Origin of the sequence: Paenibacillus sp. FSL H8-0048 (assembly GCF_038002825.1) — a bacterium.
Taxonomy (GTDB): domain Bacteria; phylum Bacillota; class Bacilli; order Paenibacillales; family Paenibacillaceae; genus Paenibacillus_AQ.
In genome coordinates this window covers 1-19504 of record NZ_JBBODF010000001.1, presented here as the reverse complement: position 1 = coordinate 19504, position 19504 = coordinate 1, and the positions used below count along the sequence as shown (strand labels likewise).

The window sequence follows — 19504 nt, the reverse complement described above, 5'->3', positions numbered from 1 at the left end:
CCCTAACTTTTTAGTAATGAGCACAGTAATCATGGTGAAGCCTGGACCTCCTTTACTAATCAAAGGGAAACCCGGACAGGTTTTTACAACTGTTTATTGCGGTTCACACAAACTTCGATTTTTGTTTCGAGCCATGCCTCGAGGTCGCCGATCACAACACTCAGCTCCTTCCGGGCGGATTCCCCCAGGATCGCCATCGCTTTCTCTTTGGCCAGCAGAAAAGATTTCTTCATCGCCTCCGTGTCGAACTCGCCTTGTTGCTTGAGCGTCTCCACGAACGTCTGATTGACGGCAATCACGGCGGATTCAACAGCATCCCCTGCCCGCTGAAGCAGGCTGTTCAATGCCTCACTCTCGATTCTCTGCTCAAGCCCGGCAATTTCCCGCTTCATATAAGCAATTACGGACCTCGCCAGCAGCCCCAGCAGTGGAATAATCAGCACGGTCATTAGGGTGCTCATCATCTGTGGTGTTACATAGTCACTCATCGCCATCGCCTCCTAAATGGATAATTCGACAATCTATTGTTCTTTATTCTCGTAATACTAGGTAATCCCGAAATAATTTTTACAACTTTCGCTAGAAATATAGTAATCATGTAAATTTTTGTTTTTGTCAGTTGTGGAATCTATGGAATATTTTACTTGTTATATGAGGGGACTTGCGATGGGTTAGACCCGGCCTGGGGGAACAGGCTCCGCTGGACCCGAGAATGAAGGTACTACTGAACATGGGGAGGAAAATTCATGGTTACCTGTGATGACGAACTAGTTGAAACCTGCAGGAAATTATTAAAACGCTCAGCATGGAGAATCCAGTACAAGACTCGCATTCAGCTTATACGGGAAAGTAATCCGCTCTACGATAATGAAATCTACGATAACAGCTTTGAAAGTATGGTCGTATCTGAGTTGTTCGTCGATGAGCTTCTGGATATGCTGCCTTGGGAAAAATGCAGATATATCATCAAAAAAACAGTCATCGAAGGAATGCCCGAACAAGAAGTAGCAGCCGAGCTGCAAATGACTCAACAGGGGGTTAGCAAATGGAAGCGCAAGGGACTGGAAGTCCTGAAGGAAAACCTTACCCATTCATCGAGACCGTAAAAAGGGCGCAAAGCGGCGATAAAGCGTCCATGGAGGATATCCTTAGCCTGTTCTCGGTGGACATCGAATATTTATCACGGTTCATTATGCTGCCGCGGGAGGAAGCGATTCAGACCTTAAAGATTGAACTCATAAATATTGTTTATCAGGACTTGTAAATTCAGCAGGAGCACCGCTTGGACATACATATTTCCCCTTGCTTTTTATGTATACTGTCTAGTCAGCAATAGCCGGAGCTTCATATGATAAACAGAGGAGTATGACTAGCAGCTATTTCAGAGAGAGGAACGCAGGAGAGTATGAATACATTCGATCCTTCGGTTGAATATCCTATAGTATTTCTGAACTCGGTCCCCAAGAGCGGTACCCATCTGATGAAACAGATCTTAGAAGGCATTCCGGGAATGTCGCAGAATCCTCATGAATTCTATGAAGGCTATCCGGAAGACTCCGGCCTCCACTACCAGCGGCTGCAGCTCGTCCGCAGCGGACATTTCACAGCAGGACATGTGTACTATTCACCCCGGTGGTCAGGTATGCTTCGGGAGCTGAAGATTAAGCCGTTATTTCTTAACCGTGACCTAAGAGATGTTGTAATCTCGTATACGTATTTCATAACAGACAAATATCCTAATCATCCGCTGCGCCCCTATCTGCTCTCTCTACCGGACCGGAATCAGCAATTTCTGGCCTTAATCCAGGGAATACCAGAGCTCCAATACCCGAGTATCGCCGCATGGTATCGGCAGTTCGCCGGATGGAGCGTGGAAGCGGACTGTTTACAGATCGCCTTTGAACATTTGGTAGACAGCCACAGCTCACGCCGCCGGACGATGGAACAGCTGATTCATTATCTCTGGGCTGACAAGCCGCTGCCATTACCGCTAGACACAATCCTGGACGCTATGGAGCAGAATATTAATCCTAAGGCCTCCTATACCTTCCGCACCGGCACAACCGGGAACTGGCGGACCGAGTTCAATGAAGAGGTGAAGACTTGCTTCAAAGAGGTGGCAGGCCATCTGCTCTTCCCGATGGGCTATGAGACAGATTACAACTGGTAACCTAATCGTTTGACAAGGAAGGTGGGGCTGCACATTGCATACCGGAGTAACACTATGGTTCACCGGCCTGTCCGGCTCTGGAAAAACCACGCTCTGCCGCTGCCTGAATCAGAGATTGCAACAAATGAACGTGAGGACAGAACTGCTCGACGGTGATGTCTTGAGGAATCAACTGTTCCGGGGGTTAGGCTTCTCCAAAGAAGACCGGTCGCTGAATGTAAGAACCGCAGCCTATCTGGCGCAGCTCCTGACCCGTAACGATATCATCGTCCTGGCCTCCTTCATCTCCCCTTACCGGGACATGAGGGAGCAAATCCGGCAGAGCATCCAGCCTTTCGTGGAAATCTACGTCAAATGCTCCTTCGAGGAATGTGCAAGACGGGATGTCAAAGGCTTATACCGCAAAGCGCTTTCCGGAGAGATTCCGCATTTTACCGGCCTGACTGCCCCCTATGAGGAGCCGCTCCGGCCCGAGCTTATTGTGGATACCGAGCAGTATAATGAGGATCAATCCACCGGGCTGATTCTCGCCTACTTGAAGAACCATGGTTATATCTATTAATTCCATCCGTTGTTACATGAAGAAGCCCCTATCCTTCATCCAGGAAAGGGGCTTCTTCATGTACAGCTGGCTTATACCTTGAACAGAATAACAATCTCCGTAAGCAGAATCAGTCCAGCCGCCGACACGCCCAGTGAATTAATAATAGTCAGCGCATCCGGGTAGTTCTCCTTACGGAACTGGGAGCAGAGTGACACTGTCCATAACACGCTGAAAAAAAGTCCGGTGCCTCCACAGCCCCTCTCGCTCAGAGCCCGCCTTCTGCGCCGAAAGAATCTGCCGAGCCCGGCAAAGGTAAGCAGCATATAAATGATAAGCTCAGCGGATGAAATCACAATCACCTCACCTGCAGACAAGAGATGCATCAATGCATACTGAAGGCTAAAACCCATAAAGACTAGCATGTTAAAGGAAACCTTCGGGACGCTCAAGCCGTCTTCCTCCTTTTACATCTAAATGTACACCGTTAATAGATAACGCTTACATTATATTCTTAAATACTTACATGATCTGTGACATATGATGCTTCAGACCTATAGGATCATATGTACTCAGGGTCTAATCAGCCAGACCACACACATAAATCACCCTTGGGTGATAGGTTACTTGTCCTTTGATCATCTTAAGTTTTACCTCACTTATATTTGCTCATTTGCTAGCTGGCTGGAGGAGTAGCCATGAGGAGCATTAAATTGTAATCGATTTTTCGATTACATTTGGCTCACACAGCTTGCGGGTGCTTATTGTAATCGGTTTTTCGATTACATTTGGCCCACACAGCTTGCGGGTGCTGATTGTAATCGGTTTTTCGATTACATTGGCCCGCACAGCTTGCGTGTGCTGATTGTAATCGGTTTTTCGATTACATTTGGCCCACACAGCTTGCGGGTGCTGATTGTAATCGGTTTTTCGATTACATACCTGTCCCCTCCTCCGTAAAGAGCACTTATCCACTTGCAGACGTAAATCACAAATTCCTAAACAAGTGGAAACGGCTTTGCCGTCCTTTAAAGGACGGTACCGTTTCAGCGAGAAATAGAAGGATAAGTTATCGTGTGAAGCATATAAATTCTTATTTTTTAACCAAAAAACCGGAGCTGCATGGGTAAGCAGCCCGGTTCCTCTAATACAATTATAATGGCTCCTTAAATTTACAAGGCTTTCAGATAATCAATAACAGCCTGTGTGCGCTTATCGCCATTCTCCATCACAAGCAGCAGGAAATCATCCAGCTCCGTCAGCAGCCTGCTGCCCTCAATTCTCTCCGGGCCTGCTTCCGACAAAGTATTCTCGTAAGCTATCGCCGCTTGTTCCAGCATGACCTGTGTCTTCTTGTCGAACAGCGGAGTCTTGGGCGTGCCGTTGAACACAATTCTCTTGGCGCGTTCCAGCGCTTCCGTCATCGCCGCAACGCGGTTAGAGGTCTTATATGTCTGCACAAAATCCTCGTATTGCACGGTCCGGTCAATGACCTGGTACCAGTCCACCATCAACCTTTCACCAGCTACCATCGGCTGCTCCGACTCTGTCGCCATCAAGTCAATATAGACCTGCAGATCCTTACTGACATAAGCTGTAAAGACTTTGAAGCTCTTATAAGGAATAGCTGGTACGAATCCCCCATCCTCCACCAGCTTGTAGCCCATGCCCTCCAGATCCTGGAGGACCATTCGGACCTCAGCCTGTTTCACCTTAGAGCGTGCGAGCACCATAGGCATGCCAGGCTTATATATGTTCTTGATATTGAGTTAAACGACAGGCGCATTCATAAGTGTGGTTGCCGTGGGCAGGTAAGCCTTCAGTGCGTTCTCCAGATGCAGCACAGCGAGGTTCGCCTCTGTCTGTGTCATTTGGCCGATCCGGTTAACCAGTGTAGCCTGGGCCAGGCCAAGGGAAGACGGCTTTTGCAATCTCTGTTCGAATAAAGTAAAGGCTGTTGTAGGCTTCACCGCCGCTGCCTCGATCTTCTGCGGGAATGCGCCCCATAGGCACACCCCTTTCAATGGTTATAGCATTTTAGTATTTTACCACACATTAACATCAGGTTCATGATCATAGACAGCCCGATGATATGATCGCATAATGACAATATGAAATATTGCCCATGAATAGGAGAATCAACAATGAATCTAATCGAACCCTTTAACACTACACGATTACACTTTCGCCTACTCAATCAGTCTGACATCGATGCAGTCTACCGGCAATTCTCGGACCCGGACATGTGCCGATACTTCAGTGAGCCGCCCTGCGATTACAACGAAGCTGTGGAGATCATTGAGCATTACGCCCAGCCTGAGGGCAAAGGCCATCACCGCTATGGGATGTTTGACCGGGAGACCCATGCCTTCATTGGCACCTGCGGCTATCATTACTGGGACGCAGAGCGGAAGCAGGTGGAGATCGGGTATGACATCTGGAAGGATTATTGGGGGCAAGGTTATATGTCGGAGGCTCTGCCCATACTTCTCGACACGTGCTTCACACAGCTTGATGCGGACTCTATCTATATCCTGACCCATCCGCAGAACGCTGCTTCGATGGCAACGGTGCGTAAGTTCGGGTTCGAGGGGTGCGAGCCTTGCAGAGAAGTGGAGGATGAGCCTCAGACGTGTATGAAGCTGATGCGGGAGCACTGGTCCCCTGCCCTAAAGTGAATCAGGAGCAACAAGGGCTCTCTCCCCCACCCAGCTTTTCCAGATAGTCCGTCATTTGATAGGACATATACAGCCTCAGCACATGATCGATCTTGCTCAAATCAAGCTGGATCAATTCGTCGATCTGGCGTAAGCGGTACCGCAAAGTGTTGCGGTGTACGAATAGCTCGTCTGCGGTCTTTTGCAGCTGCTGATTGTTCTTCAAATAGGAATAGAGGGTATGGTACAAGTCCGCATGATGCTTCTCATCGAATTCACGCAGGACCGTAAGCGCCGGATGGCTGACATCCCGGGAATCACGCTGCGCATGCGGGGATAACAGGTCATACAGCTGCACATCAGCGTATAGCACACGCGGCTCCGCCGGCCAGACGATCCGCCCGATCTCCAGCGCTTTGAGCGCCTGTAAGTAATATTTGCGGCAGTCCGTGAGGTCGGTGAATTCCCGGCTGATTCCCAGGCGGATCTGATGGCTGACGAGAAATTCCCGCAAGCTTGGATCAACCTCTCTTGACCTGGACGATGCAGACTCACCTTCACTTACCCCCACCATATACTCATGGTAAAAGATCAGCCGCTCCTCACCGAAATGCAGATGCAGCTGATCTCTTAAATAACCGGTGTGTTTACCGGAAACAGAAACATCATACCCCGCAAGCTCCAGCACCAGAACGGACAATCTGCCCTTGGGCAGATGCATACCGCTCCGCAGACTCTCCTGAATAAGTAGCGGTCCGTTCTCTTCATTCTCCAGTAATCCATAGATTAGCTCTTCATATTCCGCCTGACTGGAGTTCCGGTAAAAGCTATTCTTCGCCAGCTCCGCCGCTACCAGCCCGGCCGTAAAACCCGCCAGCTCATGATCACTCTGTTCAATCGGGCGTGTGTCGCCCAGCACAATTACATTGCCGACTGGCTTGCTGCCAATTCTGATCTTGGCGACCAGCTTGGTCACCTGGCTTCCGCTGCATTCCACTTCGTAAGCCTCCAGCGACTCTATGCCGGTCTGTACGCTCTTCAGTTGATGGACGGCAGCTATGAAATCATAGGAGCAGTATCCTTTGTGCAGATTATCGTTCCAGATGGGATCGGTAACCCCGCTACAGTCCGAAGCAGCCAGAATCTTATAGCTTACATCGATGATAATCACCGGATTGCCCATCAGCTCCGCTGCCGCACAGACGATTGCTTCCAATCCTTTGCCGGCGACACAGGCCTCAAGCATCCTGCCCTTAGTCTGCTCCCGTTCAGCTTCTTCCAGGAACAGCACCCGGATCTGATTATAGAGCTCGAATACATCCTCCTCCGCCCCGAATTCCATACGGTTCTGTCCGCTGTACATCTGCTGCTGCCGGCCCGAAGCTGGCTCCACCATGTCGTTAATTAGCATCAGGCTGGCTTGCTCCACCCCTTCTGCGTGATCCGGCAATCCGGACTGGTAGCCCACATAGATATATTCAGGTGCAAAATGCTTCAGGCTCTTCGTAATCAGCATCGTATCTGAATAAGCTGTCGTTAATGCTTTGTTCCACTGGATATGTACGGCTTGCTTACTAAAATGTCTGCTTATCTGTTCAAAGGTAACACTCATCGCTCTCACCCCCTGCTTATTATAGTGCGCCGCGCACAAGATTCCCATTTATTTTTATATTTTCCATATATATAATCACTGGAATAGTCATGTTACATTATTCGTGACCCTATAACACAGGAGGAAATTCAGATGAGCAGCTTCGTAAAAGATGTGAATGAGATTACAAAAAGAGTAAATACACCTACGACCTTCTATAATGCCGAGACACTAACCGTCTATTGGGAGACTTCGCCCGAAGTGATCCGCAGCATTCTGCCCGCCCCGCTTACACCGGGTCCTAGGCCGCTTGTGCACGCTTTTGTAGCTAACTATCCCCGCACCAGCTTCTGCGAGCCTTACCGTGAAGCCGCAGTCTTCGTTCTGGCAGCCTACAACGGGCAACCGGGCACCTACTGCCTGTCCATGCCGATCAGCGATGATATCGCGATGGGCCTGGGGCGTGAGATTTACGGCTTCCCCAAGAAGATGGCCGACATCAGTCTCCAGAAGGAGGATCAGCATGTGGCAGGCAGCGTCTCCCGGCGGGGCACTGAATTCTTCCATGTAGAGGCTGCGCTTAGCGGTAAAATGAATGCCGCAGACGGACAGCGTATCATCTCAGAGCATTACGGTAAGGGGCTGCCTGTCTTCAACATGAAGTATTCCAAGTCCCCGGATGGCCGCGGCTTCGATCTTGGACCGCTGCTGATCCGGCAGACAGCCTCTATGGATGTCAGCGTGCGTACAGCGGCAGAAGCAGAGATTCACCTGCATGACTCTCCGCATGACCCCTGGGCCGAGCTGGAAGTCGTCCGTATGCTGGGCGGCATCTACACGGTCAGCAATACCGTCCTTGAACGAGGTGAGGTGCTGACTGCTGTAGATCCTGTAGAGTTCCTTCCTTACTCCAACTTACGCTGGGACTGGTGGAATTAATGGAGGTGTACCGGTGAGAAAGCCATTTGATTTGAGCGGAAAAGTGGCGGTGGTGACAGGAGCAGCCGGGGGGATAGGCACAGAATTAGTCCAAGCTCTGTCCGGGCAAGGGGCGGATGTTGCCCTGCTGGATGTAAGAGTGGACGGGCTGGAACCGGCGCGGCGACAGATTGAAGCCCAGGGCCGCCGGGTGCTTCCGCTCCAATGTGACGTAACCTGCGGGGCAGAGATTGAATCGGCGGTAGCGAGCATTCTGGAGCATTTCGGGCAGCTAGACATCCTGGTGAATAATGCCGGAGTCGCCTCCGCAGGCTCTGTCGAGGAACTGGACGAAGCGGAATGGGACCGGGTGATGGATACCAATGTGAAAAGTATTTTTCTCATGTCCAAAGCGGTGATCCCGGCCATGAAAGAACGTGGGCAAGGCCGCATTATCAACCTTGCTTCCATCTGTGGTGTGAAGGGCAGCAAGCTCGCTGCCCTGCATGCCTATAATGCCTCCAAAGGTGCTGTCGTGAATCTGACCCGCGGCATGGGCGCGACACTCGCTCCTTACGGAATCACAGTGAATGCAATCGGACCCAGCCTGTTCCCCAGCGGGATGACACGCGCGCTCTATCAGGACCGCTTCCTGGAGCAGTATAATACGCTATGCCCCATGGGCCGTCCCGGCAATCCCGATGAATTGAACGGCGCTGTCCTCTACTTCGCCTCGGATGCCTCCAGCTACACGACAGGCCAGACGCTGTATGTGGACGGGGGCTGGACAGCCGTCTGATTCTGGAATAAAGAGCTGTCTTCCAAGCCATGGAACGGCTGGAGGACAGCTCTAGTTCTGCATCAGATTTAAAATAGTGGAGCAGACGCACTCCTCCTTAAGATCACATCTTTTTCCAAGCGAGCCTTGTTCTTCAGGGGCGTTTGGTTTAACGTAACGGACTGAGGTGCTCTTCTTTGGGAAGAAAGCCGCCAATTGGGCGAGTAACGGACTCCACAGGCCTTATCCTTTGCACGTCAGCTCCGAAACGTCTCATAGAGAGACTATAAGGCCGCCTGAGTCCGTTACGCTGCAAAAAGTGGCGTTTTCGCGGGGATATGATCTCTCCGGTCCGTTAGATTTGGGGTGGATGGGGTTTAACAAGTCATAGTTGTTGTTCCTCAGGCCCCGCCCAGATCAAATGCACCATATTCAGCGAATAGCTCTCCACTCTAGTGATCTGCATCCCCGACTCCCGGACCAGTCCGAGAATATCCCGGGTCTGATGGCAGCCGTATATACGATAGAGCAACGGATTCAGCGCCCGTTGCAGCGTAGTGACCAAGAGGTTAGAACCAATTCCATGCTCCAGAAGCAGGATGGTGCCGTCCGGCTTACACCAGCGGTTAAGCTTCTCCAGCAGGTTCAGCGGGTTCTTATAGCTGCATAAGGACAGCGTGGAGACAATGGTATCGAACGAATGCGCAGCAAAGCTCATGTCTTCGATATCCGCACATATACAATCCGCGTCCAGCCGGTACTGTCCGGCGGCCCGTCTGGCCTTCTCAACCATGGCTCCGCTGAAGTCCGCAGCCGTGATCTTGACGCCTTGAGGATAGAATGGGAAGTTCGCCCCGGCTCCGACGGCAAGCTCCAGTACCTCACCCTTCGCAGAACCGATCAGCTTCTGGCGCCAGCGCCGCTGTTTTGGATCTTCTCTTTTACGGTCATAGTCCGTGGCCTGCCTGTCAAAAATCCGTATCAGCCGCTCTGTATCCATCCCCGCCATTCCCTCCCCTTCTTAATACAGCCGCTTCTCGTAGCTCTCCTCTATACCGCGCCGCACCACTTCCTCCGTGAACTCCGCTGTATTCACATGCGCCGCAATGATGGCCGGAGCAGACGGGAGCAAGTCTTCAGCAGGCCAAGTCCCGGGGTTCCAGACCTGCGATCTTTTGAAGGCCTTGGCACAGTGCATATAGCATTCCTCCACCTTCACTCCAATTCCCAGCGCAGGCCGCTTGCCTCTGGCCCGCATCCGGTCCAGAATAGGCTCATCTTTAATGATATAGGCTTGCCCGTTAACCCGCAGGGTCTCTTCAAGTCCCGGGATAATAAAAATCAGACCGATCTGCGGATTAGCCAGGATATTCAGCAAAGAGTCCAATCTGCGGTTCCCCGGCCGCTCCGGAATGACCAGATGCCCTTCATCCAGCACAAGCACTGAGCCGGGTGCATCCCCGCGCGGAGAGACATCGCAAGAGCCGTGTTCATCTGCTGTGGACAAGAATAACAGAGGGGACATCGCTATATAATCACGACAGTGATGATCCAGCTGATGAATCGATTTGCGTTTCACCACTTCACTCGGATAACCCAGAAGCTCTCTTAGCTCATTTTCCGATGTCAGCATTTCATGAAAAGGTTTATTCATCCCGCATCCCCGTTTCTCATTATTATGGTAACTGTACTCCGCTTAACGCCAGACCTGCATCCGTTCATCCAGAGTGGAAGTATGCAGCTCCAGCTGAATCCTATCCGGGTCCAGGAAATTCACCGACCAGCCGGTTCCCCGCTGCACAGGTCCTCTGACGATCTCAACTTGATGCTTCTGCAAGATGCCGACAGCTTCCTTGAAATCATCCTCTGCGATATAAAAAGCTACATGATCCATCCCGGCGAATCCGCCCGGCTGCTCTTCGGCTTCCGTCCGTTCCACGAGACAGACCCAAGCGCTGCCCCACTCCAAATAGGCATCTATTCGGCCGTGATGTCTAACCTTCATCCCCAGGATACCGTGATAGAATTCCAGGGACATTTTAAGATCGCTTACCAGAAGTGTAATATGACTGAATCCGGTGACTTTCATATGAGCAGCTCCTCCTGTCTCGTATTACCTTGGTTACTTACAGCCATCTAACAAACTTCTTATGTACCACTTCGATCTGGTGATGCTCCGCCCATTCTGTTAGCGCCCGTATCCCCTGATCTTCCTGCTCGGCGTAGCGAAAACAATATTTATAAGTAACCAGCAGATAAGCTCTGGGCTTAACTGCGATCACGGGCATGAAGTAGCCTTTGATGAAAATACGCTTAATAGCAGAGGCTTCAATCTCTATATCCTTGATCTGCAGAACTTCCGGCCTTATTTCTATGTTGAACGCCCGGTTAAAGGTCAGAAGACGATAGATCATAATTCCTATATTAACGATAGCGATCCCGCTGACGAGATAGACCAAAAAATGCTCCAGTGGAGTAGTTCGGTCAAACCGAAGGATATACCCTATCCAGAATAACATCAGGGCAATCACGCTTATAGTGGCCAGTAATTCAGCAGGACGCTTGCCCTTGAACACGATCATCTTCTCCATCCCATAACCCCCTTATCATTTATTTTGAAGAACAACAAGCTTCTTCTATCATACAGGGAAATGTTGGAATGAGGAAGGGAATGGACTTTTCCTATTTCTGACCAATTCTAAGGGTTTATTCTCCCATCGACCGCTTGTATTGAGTAACATTGTTGCACTTCTTACAAGATTTATATGGAAATGTCACTGGCTTCGGTACATTGTTGCATCATTTGCAGTATTTTCGGTATTTAGAGCAAGTTAGAGCTGGCTTTGTTGCATTTTGTGCAGGATTTCAGTATGGGCACCTTATATTAGGCAGCAATGTTGCAATTCTTGCAGCAATTTTCTAAGCAACAATGAAAGAGAGCTATCCCCCACAGGATGCTCCCTCATGCATTCATTATTTTTGCAAGTCATTGATCTCCTGCTTCGTTAACCCCGTGGCTTTTACAATTGTCGCTATATCGATACCCATACCAAGCATATTTTTAGCCACTTTTTTTATTCCAGCCAACTTCGCACTTTCCAGCATCGAGGCTTGATCATGTAAGTACTTCTGTCTGTCCAGCTCCTTCATCATTCAACACCCCCATTGTAATATAATCATTTTTATTCATTAAAATTTTTGACTATCCTCCATCTACAAGATATTATGAATGGCATAAGCGCGGCTACTGATCTGGAGGGATAACTATGGATGTGTTTGCAGAGTATCTGGCGAAGATCGATAATCCGGTTCACCGGGATACGGTAGAGGAAGTACTCGCCTGGGTGTTGCAGGAGTTCCCGCAGCTCGAACCGAGAATTGGCTGGAACCAGCCGATGTTCACCGATCACGGAACGTATATTATCGGCTTCAGTGTAGCCAAAGGGCATATGGCTGTCGCCCCGGAAAAGGCAGGCATGGATCATTTCGAGGAGGTCCTCAAGCAAGGCGGAGTAGATCACACCAAGCTGCTGATCCGCATGAAATGGACGAATCCGGTGGATTACGGCCTGCTGAGACAGTTAATCGAGTACAATATTGCCGACAAGGCAGATTGCACAAGCTTTTGGCGGGTGTAGCTACGGCTAAGTACCTGCTACGACGATCCCAGATGCAGAAAAGGACATGCGCGGGATAGCATGTCCTTCTTTCATATCCGTCTTACTTGTCACCAAATCACACCACTGACAATCTTGCGGTGATCTGACACATACGCTCTGAATTTATGCTCCTGTGCGGCATCCTCGAACGATTGCTTCGCAACGAACCAATACTCCTGTGGCCCATGGAACAGCAGATAATAGCTCTGGTTCTCCCATACCCGGGTGAAGGAGCCCCATGTCATGACAGACGCGTCCTTCTCCGGACTGAAATTGATCCCCTCTGCATCGAAAAGATATTCAAATTCCTTATTATACCTTGTATCTGCCGACAAGATCTTCGGTAAAAGCAGGGTACGCATCACGATTGACATTCCCATGGTCAGAACCAGCGTAATCGATATGCCGAGCAGAATGACCGACGGGTTCTGAGTATACAGAATCATGCACACCGCTATAAATACCGCTTGAACTCCAATGGACAGTATAGATTTCCACGAGTGGAAATATAATGCCCGTGCCACCTTGGAAATATGCCGTCCATAATGAAAGCTGATTGTCTCCATCCTGCCACCTCTATCTCTTCACTTTAATAAGTTCACACTTCCCGTGTCTCTTCAGGATGATACAGAATCCGCTGGTAATCCCAATCCTTCGTATCCATATCGCCCAGATACATCCGTTCATGCTCCGGCACAAGCTCATATTTGATTCTAAGCTGCTCCCGGTAGTACTCACTCGGATTCTCCAGATAAGCATAATAGGCAGCCCGGCACGCTTCATGCGCCGTTTGCTCGCCGTTTAGCTGCTTGTGGAGGTTGTGCAGCTCTTTGAGCTTCTCTTCCGCTTCCGCAGAATACAGCGAAGCGCCAAGCGTCACCTCGCCCAATTGCAGTATATGAACCAGAGTGGAAGCATCCAGGGTGGTAAAGAACGTCCCGTCCGCAAAAAGCCCGTCCAGCTCCTCCAGCGTATAGTCAGCTTCTGCAGGCAGGTTATAGACCGATACCTTTCCGTCCTTATAGATCACAACATCGACCAAATATACTGCACCGCTATTCTTCATGAACAGATGGACACTTTTGCCCTCCGTCGTCTGGTAGAACATTTCGCTGTTAACATAGAATTCCGTAGCTGTTGGCGAAAGGGCGATCCGGCGCGCTTCATTGCGCTCCTGCTCCCGCTCTGAAATCTCATAAATATTCGTAAGCTCAGGATTCAGGCGGGTAACCGTATCCTTCACATGCTGATAATAGCTTTCAGCGTTGTAAGTCCACTTCGCCGACTCCACAGTATACGCCCCCAGACCGTGAATGGACAGCTGCTCTCCTGCCGGGGCTGCTGGCGTCAGCCAGCCCGATTGTATTTTGCCGGATAAGCCCGCAAGGTCGGTCAGCTCCCAGCAGTTCACCATGCCGTCTTCATAGACGTCTACATTAATATAGAAGTAACTTCCTCCATTTTGGATGATGCCGGGAATGGAAGTCCCTTCAACGGTCTTCGTTCTTCTAATGGCTCTCATGCGAAATCCCCTCCTATACTATGACTTGGCAGGTTCCCCCACCACCGGCTCCGGTCCCAGCTTCACCGACAGTGTGGCAATCAGGGCAATCAGGAACCCGGTGGCACATGCGATCAGGAAGCCGCCAAATCCGTCCCCGAGATAAGCAGGCAGCGTAGCCAGTCCCGGAAAAGCAAACGAGATCGCAGAGGAGCCAAACGCTCCAACCATTCCCCCGCCGATTGAGCCGGCAATACAGACGATAACCATCGGCTTACGCAAAGGCAGATTCACTCCGAACATCGCAGGCTCCGTCACACCGAATAAGGCCGAGATAGATGCCGACAGGCTTAAGGTACGGAACTGTTTGTTTTTGGCTTTGATGAATACCGCAAGTGCAGCCCCGGCCTGGGCAAAGGCAGCAGGTCCCATCAGCGCGAGGATCGTGTCTGAACCGCCCGTGCTGATATTGTTGATCGCCAGCGGCACCAGACTCCAGTGCAGCCCGAAAATCACCATTGGCTGAATGACTGCCCCCAGCACCATACCGGCGCCGACTGAACTGAAATTGTACACAGTGCGGTACCCGTCTGCCAGGGCATCCCCGGCCAGCGCCCCCATCGGTCCGAATACCAGCAGCGTCACCGACGAGACGACGACCACAGAGATCAGCGGAGTGAAGAAGCCGCGGATGACCTCCGGCAATATTTTAACACAGAACCGCTCGACATAGACCAGCAGGCCCACCGCCAGAATGATGGGAATAGCGCTTGCAGGATAATTAACCGGCCTGATGCTCATGCCCATAAACTCAATGTTTTCGTTGTTCGCAAATAGTGTAGTCAGACTGGGATATAGCATAACCCCGCCTATCACAACCGCCGTAAAAGGATTGGCCCCGAATTTACGGGCTGCCGTAAACGCCAGCAGCAGCGGAAGGTAATGGAACAGGCTGTCCGCCATGGCATTCAGCACCGTATAGGTGCCTTCCGTCTTGCTGACGAGCTCCAGCGCAACCGCACCAGCGAGCAGCCCCTTCATGATTCCTGCCGCGCTCAATATATTCACTATGGGAAGAAAAATACCAGAAATGCCGTCAATAATGATATTGACCAGACTGCGTTTGGATGGCTTCACGACTGTCTCCTCATTCACTGCGTTCATATGATCCCCCTGCATTCTTACTCCACTGTAATACGAATGACCCGCAAGAGTCACTTTTTGCAAAGTGCCCCTCCTACGGGTCAAGCTCAACACCGGCGTTATTGCCGGTTCAGTTCTCTAGAAGACTTTGGTCGTCCATGATTCGCAGTTCCAGGTATCGGTCACGATATCACGGTAGAATTCAGGCTCATGGGAGATCAGCAGAATGCTGCCTTTATAGGCTTTGAGCGCACGCTGCAGCTCTTCCTTCGCATCCACATCGAGATGGTTGGTAGGCTCATCCAGTACCAGCAGATTGCTCTCCCGGTTAATCAGCTTGCACAGACGTACCTTTGCCTTCTCACCGCCGCTCAGGACAGCAATTTTACTCTCAATATGCTTGGTGGTCAGGCCGCACTTCGCCAGCGCTGCACGAATCTCGAATTGGGAGTAGGACGGGAATTCGTTCCAGATCTCCTCAATACAGGTGTTGTAATTCGATTCCTTCATTTCCTGTTCGAAATACCCGATCTCCAGCAGATCGCCAAGACGGGCTGTGCCTGAGATGGGCTGAATCTGGCCGAGAATGCTGCGCAGCAGTGTGGTTTTACCGATACCGTTCGCACCGACGAGGGCGATCTTCTGTCCCCGCTCCATGCTGAGGTCCAGCGGACGCGACAATGGGGAATCATACCCGATCACCAGATCCTTGGTCTCAAAAATCACTTTACCGGAGGTCCGCCCCTGCTTGAAGTTGAACTGCGGCTTCGGCTTCTCCTTGGCAATCTCGATGACCTCCATCTTATCCAGCTTCTTCTGCCGGGACATGGCCATATTGCGGGTAGCTACACTGGCCTTGTTGCGGGCCACGAAATCCTTCAGATCGGCAATCTCCTGCTGCTGGCGCTTGAAGGCGGATTCCAGCTGCGACTTCTTCGCTTCGTACACCTGCTGGAAATACTCATAATCGCCCACATAACGCGACAGCGACTGGTTCTCCATATGGTAGATCAGGTTGATCACGCTATTCAGGAACGGAATGTCATGGGAGATCAGAATGAAGGCATTCTCATATTCCTGCAGGTAACGCTTCAGCCAGTTGATATGCTGTTCATCCAGATAGTTCGTAGGCTCATCGAGCAGCAGAATATCCGGCTTCTCCAGCAGCAGCTTCGCCAGCAGCACCTTGGTCCGCTGACCGCCGCTGAGGTCGTTGACATCCTTGTCCAGACCGATGTCGGTCAGGCCGAGTCCGCGCGCGGTTTCATCGATTTTGGCATCGATCATATAGAAGTCCTGGCTGGTCAGCATGTCCTGAATTGTTCCGACATCCTCCAGCAGCTGCTCCAGCTCCTCAGGGGTCACATCCCCCATCTTGCCGTACATGTCGTTCATCTCTTGTTCCATATCGAACAGATATTGGAAGGCCCCGCGCAGCACATCCCGGATGGATTGCCCCTGCTGAAGCACCGCATGCTGATCCAGATACCCGGCGCGCATCCGCTTCGCCCATTCCACCTTGCCTTCGTCCGGCTGCAGCTTACCGGTAATGATGTTCATGAAGGTTGATTTCCCCTCACCGTTGGCGCCGATCAGACCGATATGCTCACCCTTCAGCAGACGGAAGGAGACATCGGTGAAGATGGCCCGGTCGCCGAAGCCGTGACTAAGCTTTTCTACATTTAATATACTCATGAAGTTACACCTTTTCCTTTATTCTATATTCTCGTCATATTATAAAGGCTAACGCGTCACAACTCCAGAAGGTTTCTGAAAAAAGTGTCTTCATTTACTCTTTCTCCACATGTCCAGGTAATTTGGAGGGAAATTATGCTGCTCGTGTCCGTTTAAATGTTTGTATCCTACAAGCTTAACTTGTGATGATGAGATTCACTCTCCTTCCATATAGGGCAGCAGTTGCAGCACAAGCATGTCTTGCAGCTGCAGCTCCCTTGAATCCGCCTGAGGATTCTGTAACTGTGATGGCGGTTCTGCTGCGGTGCATGGAGCCAGTGCAAGCCCGTTGATGATTAGAGCGATCATTAGCAGCGTGGTCATGACTTGAAGTTTTCTTTTCACCAAATTCTCCCCTTGGTCAATAGGTATAGTATTAATTTGCCTAAAGGGGGAGGAAGTATGTGAGTTCTAGTATTATATTAATTAAAAGTGATAATAAACATCTGAAGGATAACCCAAGTAAGCGGAGGTAAGGATGGAAGAATTCAAGGGAATAGGAATCAGTGCTCTTAAATACGCACTCCTGAATTTCATGCTGGTCCTAACAAACTTATTGTTTTATGCTTCAGGACCGGATGGAGGCGGAACCGGGGACCGGGAGGAAGGGCTAATGTTCTATCAGATGTATTTCATCTGCCTGCTTGCGGGATTTGTCATCTATGGAGTATGGTCCGTTACAGCAGGCAGATATGAGAAAAAGATAAGAGGCCTAACGGCTATTCCTGTGTTATTCTCCTCAGGTTGTATCACCAGTATATTAATTTATGCTAACAGCAGATATAAGAATCTGTACGATGGTGAGTTTGTAAATGACGCAGGGTACAAGGACTTGACGCTCTACGCCGACACTTCCCTGTACCTGGTATACTTCCTTCTGCTGACCGCTATTTGCATTAGTGTGCTTGGAATTGTTAAGCGGAACAAATTATCTATACTGGGGCTGTTGCTGAATCTGTCGCTGCTGGTGCTCTTAACCCTTGTACAATTTGAATAAAACAATGCTCTCCATTCTCGTGGAAATTATGGCATGTTACGGTGAAGCCAGGCTAATCTGGAGTCATGGAGGTATACAAAATGTATATGAAGCAAGGAAATTTGGTTATCCGAGATGCAACTGTAGCCGATGCAGAACTGCTATGCAAATGGTGGAACGATGGAGAAGTCATGGAGCACGCCGGATTTCCTGAGGGGTTAGGAATCACTGAACAAGAGGTGTTAACCCAATTGCAGACCGGGACAGATTCTGAACGTAAAGGACGTCTGATTCTGGAAATCGATGGTGTTCCTGCTGGAGAAATGAGCTTCAATGCGGTTTCTGGACATGTGACGGAGATTGGCATCAAAATCTGTGATTCTAGCCAACAAAACAAAGGGGCAGGCACACAGAGTTTAGAAATGCTGATCCTTTATCTTTTTGAATCACAGGGGTTTCACAAAATTATACTGGATACGAACCTTAAGAACACCAGAGCACAGCATGTGTATGAGAAACTCGGCTTCCGGAAAATAGCAGTGCGAAAGAATGCCTGGGCAGATCAGCATGGGGAATTACAGACTTTTATAGACTATGAGCTATCCTTAGCAGAATGGACTCAAAGTTCCTGAGCCTGACTGGTTACATTGTATTCAGTTTTTCGTAACAAGTGGAAACGGCTTTGCCGTCCTTTTAAAGGACGGTACCGTTTCGGCGAGAAATAGAAAGATAATGTATAGCGTGAAACCTATACATTCTTATATTTGAACAAAATCATCCTAACTGATGAATAAGATTACCTTCGCGCGATCACAATGTATGCTGTTTTTCACATATATTCAGGCCGTGTGCCTGCTTGCGATCAAAATGCATACTGTTTTCCACATACATTCAGGCCATATGCTTGCTTGCGATCACAATGTATACTGTTTTTCACATACATTCAGGCCATGTGCCTACTTGTGAGCACAATGCTCCACAGCCCCCTAAAGAAGTTGGAGTCCTCCCCCACAAAAATGTAGACTAGAAACAGGAGGAGGATGAACGGTATGGGACACTTAACAGGAACAAGAGAGAAAGCCGCGCAAGAGGTGTTGTCTGGCATTAAGGCAGCGGTGGTTGCCCGAAAGTATGGGGTGACCCCATCGACGGTGAATCAGTGGGTGAGAGATTACCGCGAAGCCCATGGGGAACAAGAGCATCCGTATCCCCAGGAGCAGGTGGAGGAATTGAAGCGCCTCCTGGACGTGGAGCAGAAATACGAGAAGGCGGTCAGGATCCTCGGCGAAAAGGAGCTAGAGATCGAAATTCTGCGTGAACTGCTAAAAAAGCCAACCCCTGCTTATCCGAAAAAATCGAGGTAGCCGACATGTTCATTAAGCAGGGGAATACCGCAGCGTTGGTACTCCGTCTCGTGGGGCTCGCAGAGTCTACGTATTACGACCGTAAGAAACGCAAGAAGCAGGAGGCACAGGCCGTACCTCAGGGACGCGGAAGACCCGTACCCGGCTACTCCCTGATCGAGTCTGGAGAGAAGATTAGCGACGAGGAAATCCAGGAATGGCTGCTGGAATTAATCGCTGGAGAAGAGCATGTGTACGGATACAAACTGCTGGCCAAGTGCTTGTGGAACCAGCGCGGGCTGAGGCTCAATCACAAGAAAAGCTACCGGCTGTGCCAGGCGCTGGATATCCTGCAGCCGCAGCGCCACAAACGCTTTAAGCATCCCCGGAAGCTGCCGGAGAACCGGGTCATTACCGGAGCAGGCCAGCTCTGGCAGATGGACATTAAGTATGGGTACGTGGCGGGCCGGGACCGGCATTTCTTTGTCCTGAG

At 50.2% G+C, this 19504-nt stretch carries 27 protein-coding genes; 12 read left to right on the top strand and 15 right to left on the bottom strand.

Annotated features, from left to right (window positions below):
- Positions 1-83: 83 nt before the first annotated feature.
- A complete protein-coding gene (locus NSU18_RS00135; RefSeq protein ID WP_341022929.1) occupies positions 84-488 on the bottom strand; it encodes a hypothetical protein in 405 nt (134 codons plus the stop codon).
- Between the two features lie 258 nt (positions 489-746).
- Here NSU18_RS00135 and NSU18_RS00130 point away from each other — a divergent pair, with 258 nt between their 5' ends.
- The 4 genes from NSU18_RS00130 to cysC all read left to right on the top strand — a co-directional run bounded on the left by NSU18_RS00130 (position 747) and on the right by cysC (position 2732).
- A complete protein-coding gene (locus tag NSU18_RS00130; protein WP_341022931.1) occupies positions 747-1106 on the top strand; it encodes an RNA polymerase sigma factor in 360 nt (119 codons plus the stop codon).
- Positions 1046-1264, top strand: coding sequence for a helix-turn-helix domain-containing protein (locus tag NSU18_RS00125; RefSeq protein WP_341147877.1), 219 nt, complete (start codon positions 1046-1048; stop codon positions 1262-1264). Before NSU18_RS00130 ends, NSU18_RS00125 begins: the two co-directional genes overlap by 61 nt.
- Positions 1265-1405: 141 nt before the next feature.
- Positions 1406-2170, top strand: a complete 765-nt coding sequence (locus NSU18_RS00120) for a sulfotransferase domain-containing protein (RefSeq protein ID WP_341147876.1) — start codon at positions 1406-1408, stop codon at positions 2168-2170.
- Between the two features lie 34 nt (positions 2171-2204).
- Complete coding sequence (cysC, locus tag NSU18_RS00115; RefSeq protein ID WP_341022935.1) at positions 2205-2732, top strand: adenylyl-sulfate kinase; 528 nt, start codon at positions 2205-2207, stop codon at positions 2730-2732.
- Between the two features lie 71 nt (positions 2733-2803).
- On the opposite strand, the gene NSU18_RS00110 is transcribed toward cysC, so the two are convergent.
- From NSU18_RS00110 to NSU18_RS00100, 3 genes are all read right to left on the bottom strand, one after another.
- Positions 2804-3136 (bottom strand): hypothetical protein, encoded by a 333-nt coding sequence (locus tag NSU18_RS00110; protein WP_341147875.1) that lies wholly within the window; start codon positions 3134-3136, stop codon positions 2804-2806.
- 747 nt (positions 3137-3883) lie between these two features.
- Positions 3884-4450: a hypothetical protein gene (locus NSU18_RS00105; protein ID WP_341147874.1), complete on the bottom strand. Its 567-nt coding sequence runs from the start codon at positions 4448-4450 to the stop codon at positions 3884-3886.
- Positions 4451-4480: 30 nt separating this feature from the next.
- A complete protein-coding gene (locus NSU18_RS00100) occupies positions 4481-4735 on the bottom strand; it encodes a hypothetical protein (protein ID WP_341147873.1) in 255 nt (84 codons plus the stop codon).
- Positions 4736-4855: 120 nt separating this feature from the next.
- On the opposite strand from NSU18_RS00100, the gene NSU18_RS00095 reads away from it, so the two are divergent.
- Positions 4856-5389 (top strand): GNAT family N-acetyltransferase, encoded by a 534-nt coding sequence (locus NSU18_RS00095; protein WP_341022940.1) that lies wholly within the window; start codon positions 4856-4858, stop codon positions 5387-5389.
- A gap of 1 nt (position 5390) precedes the next feature.
- Here NSU18_RS00095 and NSU18_RS00090 read toward each other — a convergent pair whose 3' ends face one another.
- A complete protein-coding gene (locus NSU18_RS00090; protein ID WP_341147872.1) occupies positions 5391-6980 on the bottom strand; it encodes a PucR family transcriptional regulator in 1590 nt (529 codons plus the stop codon).
- 132 nt (positions 6981-7112) lie between these two features.
- On the opposite strand from NSU18_RS00090, the gene NSU18_RS00085 reads away from it, so the two are divergent.
- Complete coding sequence (locus tag NSU18_RS00085) at positions 7113-7898, top strand: acetoacetate decarboxylase family protein (protein ID WP_341147871.1); 786 nt, start codon at positions 7113-7115, stop codon at positions 7896-7898.
- 13 nt (positions 7899-7911) lie between these two features.
- On the top strand, positions 7912-8676 hold the full coding sequence (locus NSU18_RS00080) for an SDR family NAD(P)-dependent oxidoreductase (RefSeq protein WP_341147870.1): 765 nt from the start codon (positions 7912-7914) through the stop codon (positions 8674-8676).
- Positions 8677-9040: 364 nt separating this feature from the next.
- Here the strand turns inward: NSU18_RS00080 and NSU18_RS00075 are convergent, their stop codons facing one another.
- From NSU18_RS00075 to NSU18_RS00055, 5 genes are all read right to left on the bottom strand, one after another.
- Entirely contained in the window at positions 9041-9655 is a 615-nt protein-coding gene (locus NSU18_RS00075) for a class I SAM-dependent methyltransferase (protein ID WP_341147869.1), read from the bottom strand.
- A 21-nt stretch (positions 9656-9676) separates the two neighbouring features.
- Positions 9677-10288 (bottom strand): pyridoxamine 5'-phosphate oxidase family protein, encoded by a 612-nt coding sequence (locus NSU18_RS00070; protein ID WP_445321779.1) that lies wholly within the window; start codon positions 10286-10288, stop codon positions 9677-9679.
- A gap of 63 nt (positions 10289-10351) precedes the next feature.
- Positions 10352-10744, bottom strand: a complete 393-nt coding sequence (locus tag NSU18_RS00065) for a VOC family protein (RefSeq protein WP_341022956.1) — start codon at positions 10742-10744, stop codon at positions 10352-10354.
- A gap of 37 nt (positions 10745-10781) precedes the next feature.
- Entirely contained in the window at positions 10782-11246 is a 465-nt protein-coding gene (locus NSU18_RS00060; RefSeq protein ID WP_341022960.1) for a hypothetical protein, read from the bottom strand.
- 382 nt (positions 11247-11628) lie between these two features.
- Positions 11629-11808 carry a hypothetical protein gene (locus NSU18_RS00055; protein WP_341147868.1) on the bottom strand — a complete coding sequence of 60 codons (180 nt, stop codon included), beginning with the start codon at positions 11806-11808 and terminating at the stop codon, positions 11629-11631.
- A gap of 113 nt (positions 11809-11921) precedes the next feature.
- On the opposite strand from NSU18_RS00055, the gene NSU18_RS00050 reads away from it, so the two are divergent.
- On the top strand, positions 11922-12293 hold the full coding sequence (locus NSU18_RS00050; protein WP_341022962.1) for an iron chaperone: 372 nt from the start codon (positions 11922-11924) through the stop codon (positions 12291-12293).
- Positions 12294-12382: 89 nt separating this feature from the next.
- Here NSU18_RS00050 and NSU18_RS00045 read toward each other — a convergent pair whose 3' ends face one another.
- The 5 genes from NSU18_RS00045 to NSU18_RS00025 all read right to left on the bottom strand — a co-directional run bounded on the left by NSU18_RS00045 (position 12383) and on the right by NSU18_RS00025 (position 17037).
- On the bottom strand, positions 12383-12760 hold the full coding sequence (locus NSU18_RS00045; protein ID WP_341147867.1) for a YcxB family protein: 378 nt from the start codon (positions 12758-12760) through the stop codon (positions 12383-12385).
- 152 nt (positions 12761-12912) lie between these two features.
- Positions 12913-13836, bottom strand: a complete 924-nt coding sequence (locus NSU18_RS00040; RefSeq protein WP_341147866.1) for a DUF7638 domain-containing protein — start codon at positions 13834-13836, stop codon at positions 12913-12915.
- 18 nt (positions 13837-13854) lie between these two features.
- On the bottom strand, positions 13855-15033 hold the full coding sequence (locus tag NSU18_RS00035) for a PTS transporter subunit EIIC (protein WP_341150959.1): 1179 nt from the start codon (positions 15031-15033) through the stop codon (positions 13855-13857).
- 63 nt (positions 15034-15096) lie between these two features.
- Positions 15097-16653 carry an ABC-F family ATP-binding cassette domain-containing protein gene (locus NSU18_RS00030; protein ID WP_341147865.1) on the bottom strand — a complete coding sequence of 519 codons (1557 nt, stop codon included), beginning with the start codon at positions 16651-16653 and terminating at the stop codon, positions 15097-15099.
- Between the two features lie 195 nt (positions 16654-16848).
- Positions 16849-17037, bottom strand: a complete 189-nt coding sequence (locus tag NSU18_RS00025) for a hypothetical protein (RefSeq protein WP_341022969.1) — start codon at positions 17035-17037, stop codon at positions 16849-16851.
- A 133-nt stretch (positions 17038-17170) separates the two neighbouring features.
- Between NSU18_RS00025 and NSU18_RS00020 the strand changes: the two genes are divergently transcribed.
- The 4 genes from NSU18_RS00020 to NSU18_RS00005 form a co-directional block, all read left to right on the top strand.
- Positions 17171-17689: a hypothetical protein gene (locus NSU18_RS00020; protein ID WP_341147864.1), complete on the top strand. Its 519-nt coding sequence runs from the start codon at positions 17171-17173 to the stop codon at positions 17687-17689.
- 80 nt (positions 17690-17769) lie between these two features.
- The gene (locus NSU18_RS00015) at positions 17770-18300 is read left to right on the top strand and encodes a GNAT family N-acetyltransferase (RefSeq protein WP_341147863.1); all 531 of its coding nucleotides are present in this window, start codon (positions 17770-17772) and stop codon (positions 18298-18300) included.
- 417 nt (positions 18301-18717) lie between these two features.
- Positions 18718-19032 carry a helix-turn-helix domain-containing protein gene (locus NSU18_RS00010; RefSeq protein ID WP_341147862.1) on the top strand — a complete coding sequence of 105 codons (315 nt, stop codon included), beginning with the start codon at positions 18718-18720 and terminating at the stop codon, positions 19030-19032.
- Between the two features lie 5 nt (positions 19033-19037).
- Positions 19038-19504: IS3 family transposase (locus NSU18_RS00005; RefSeq protein ID WP_341147861.1), on the top strand; the 467-nt coding region annotated here is incomplete at its 3' end.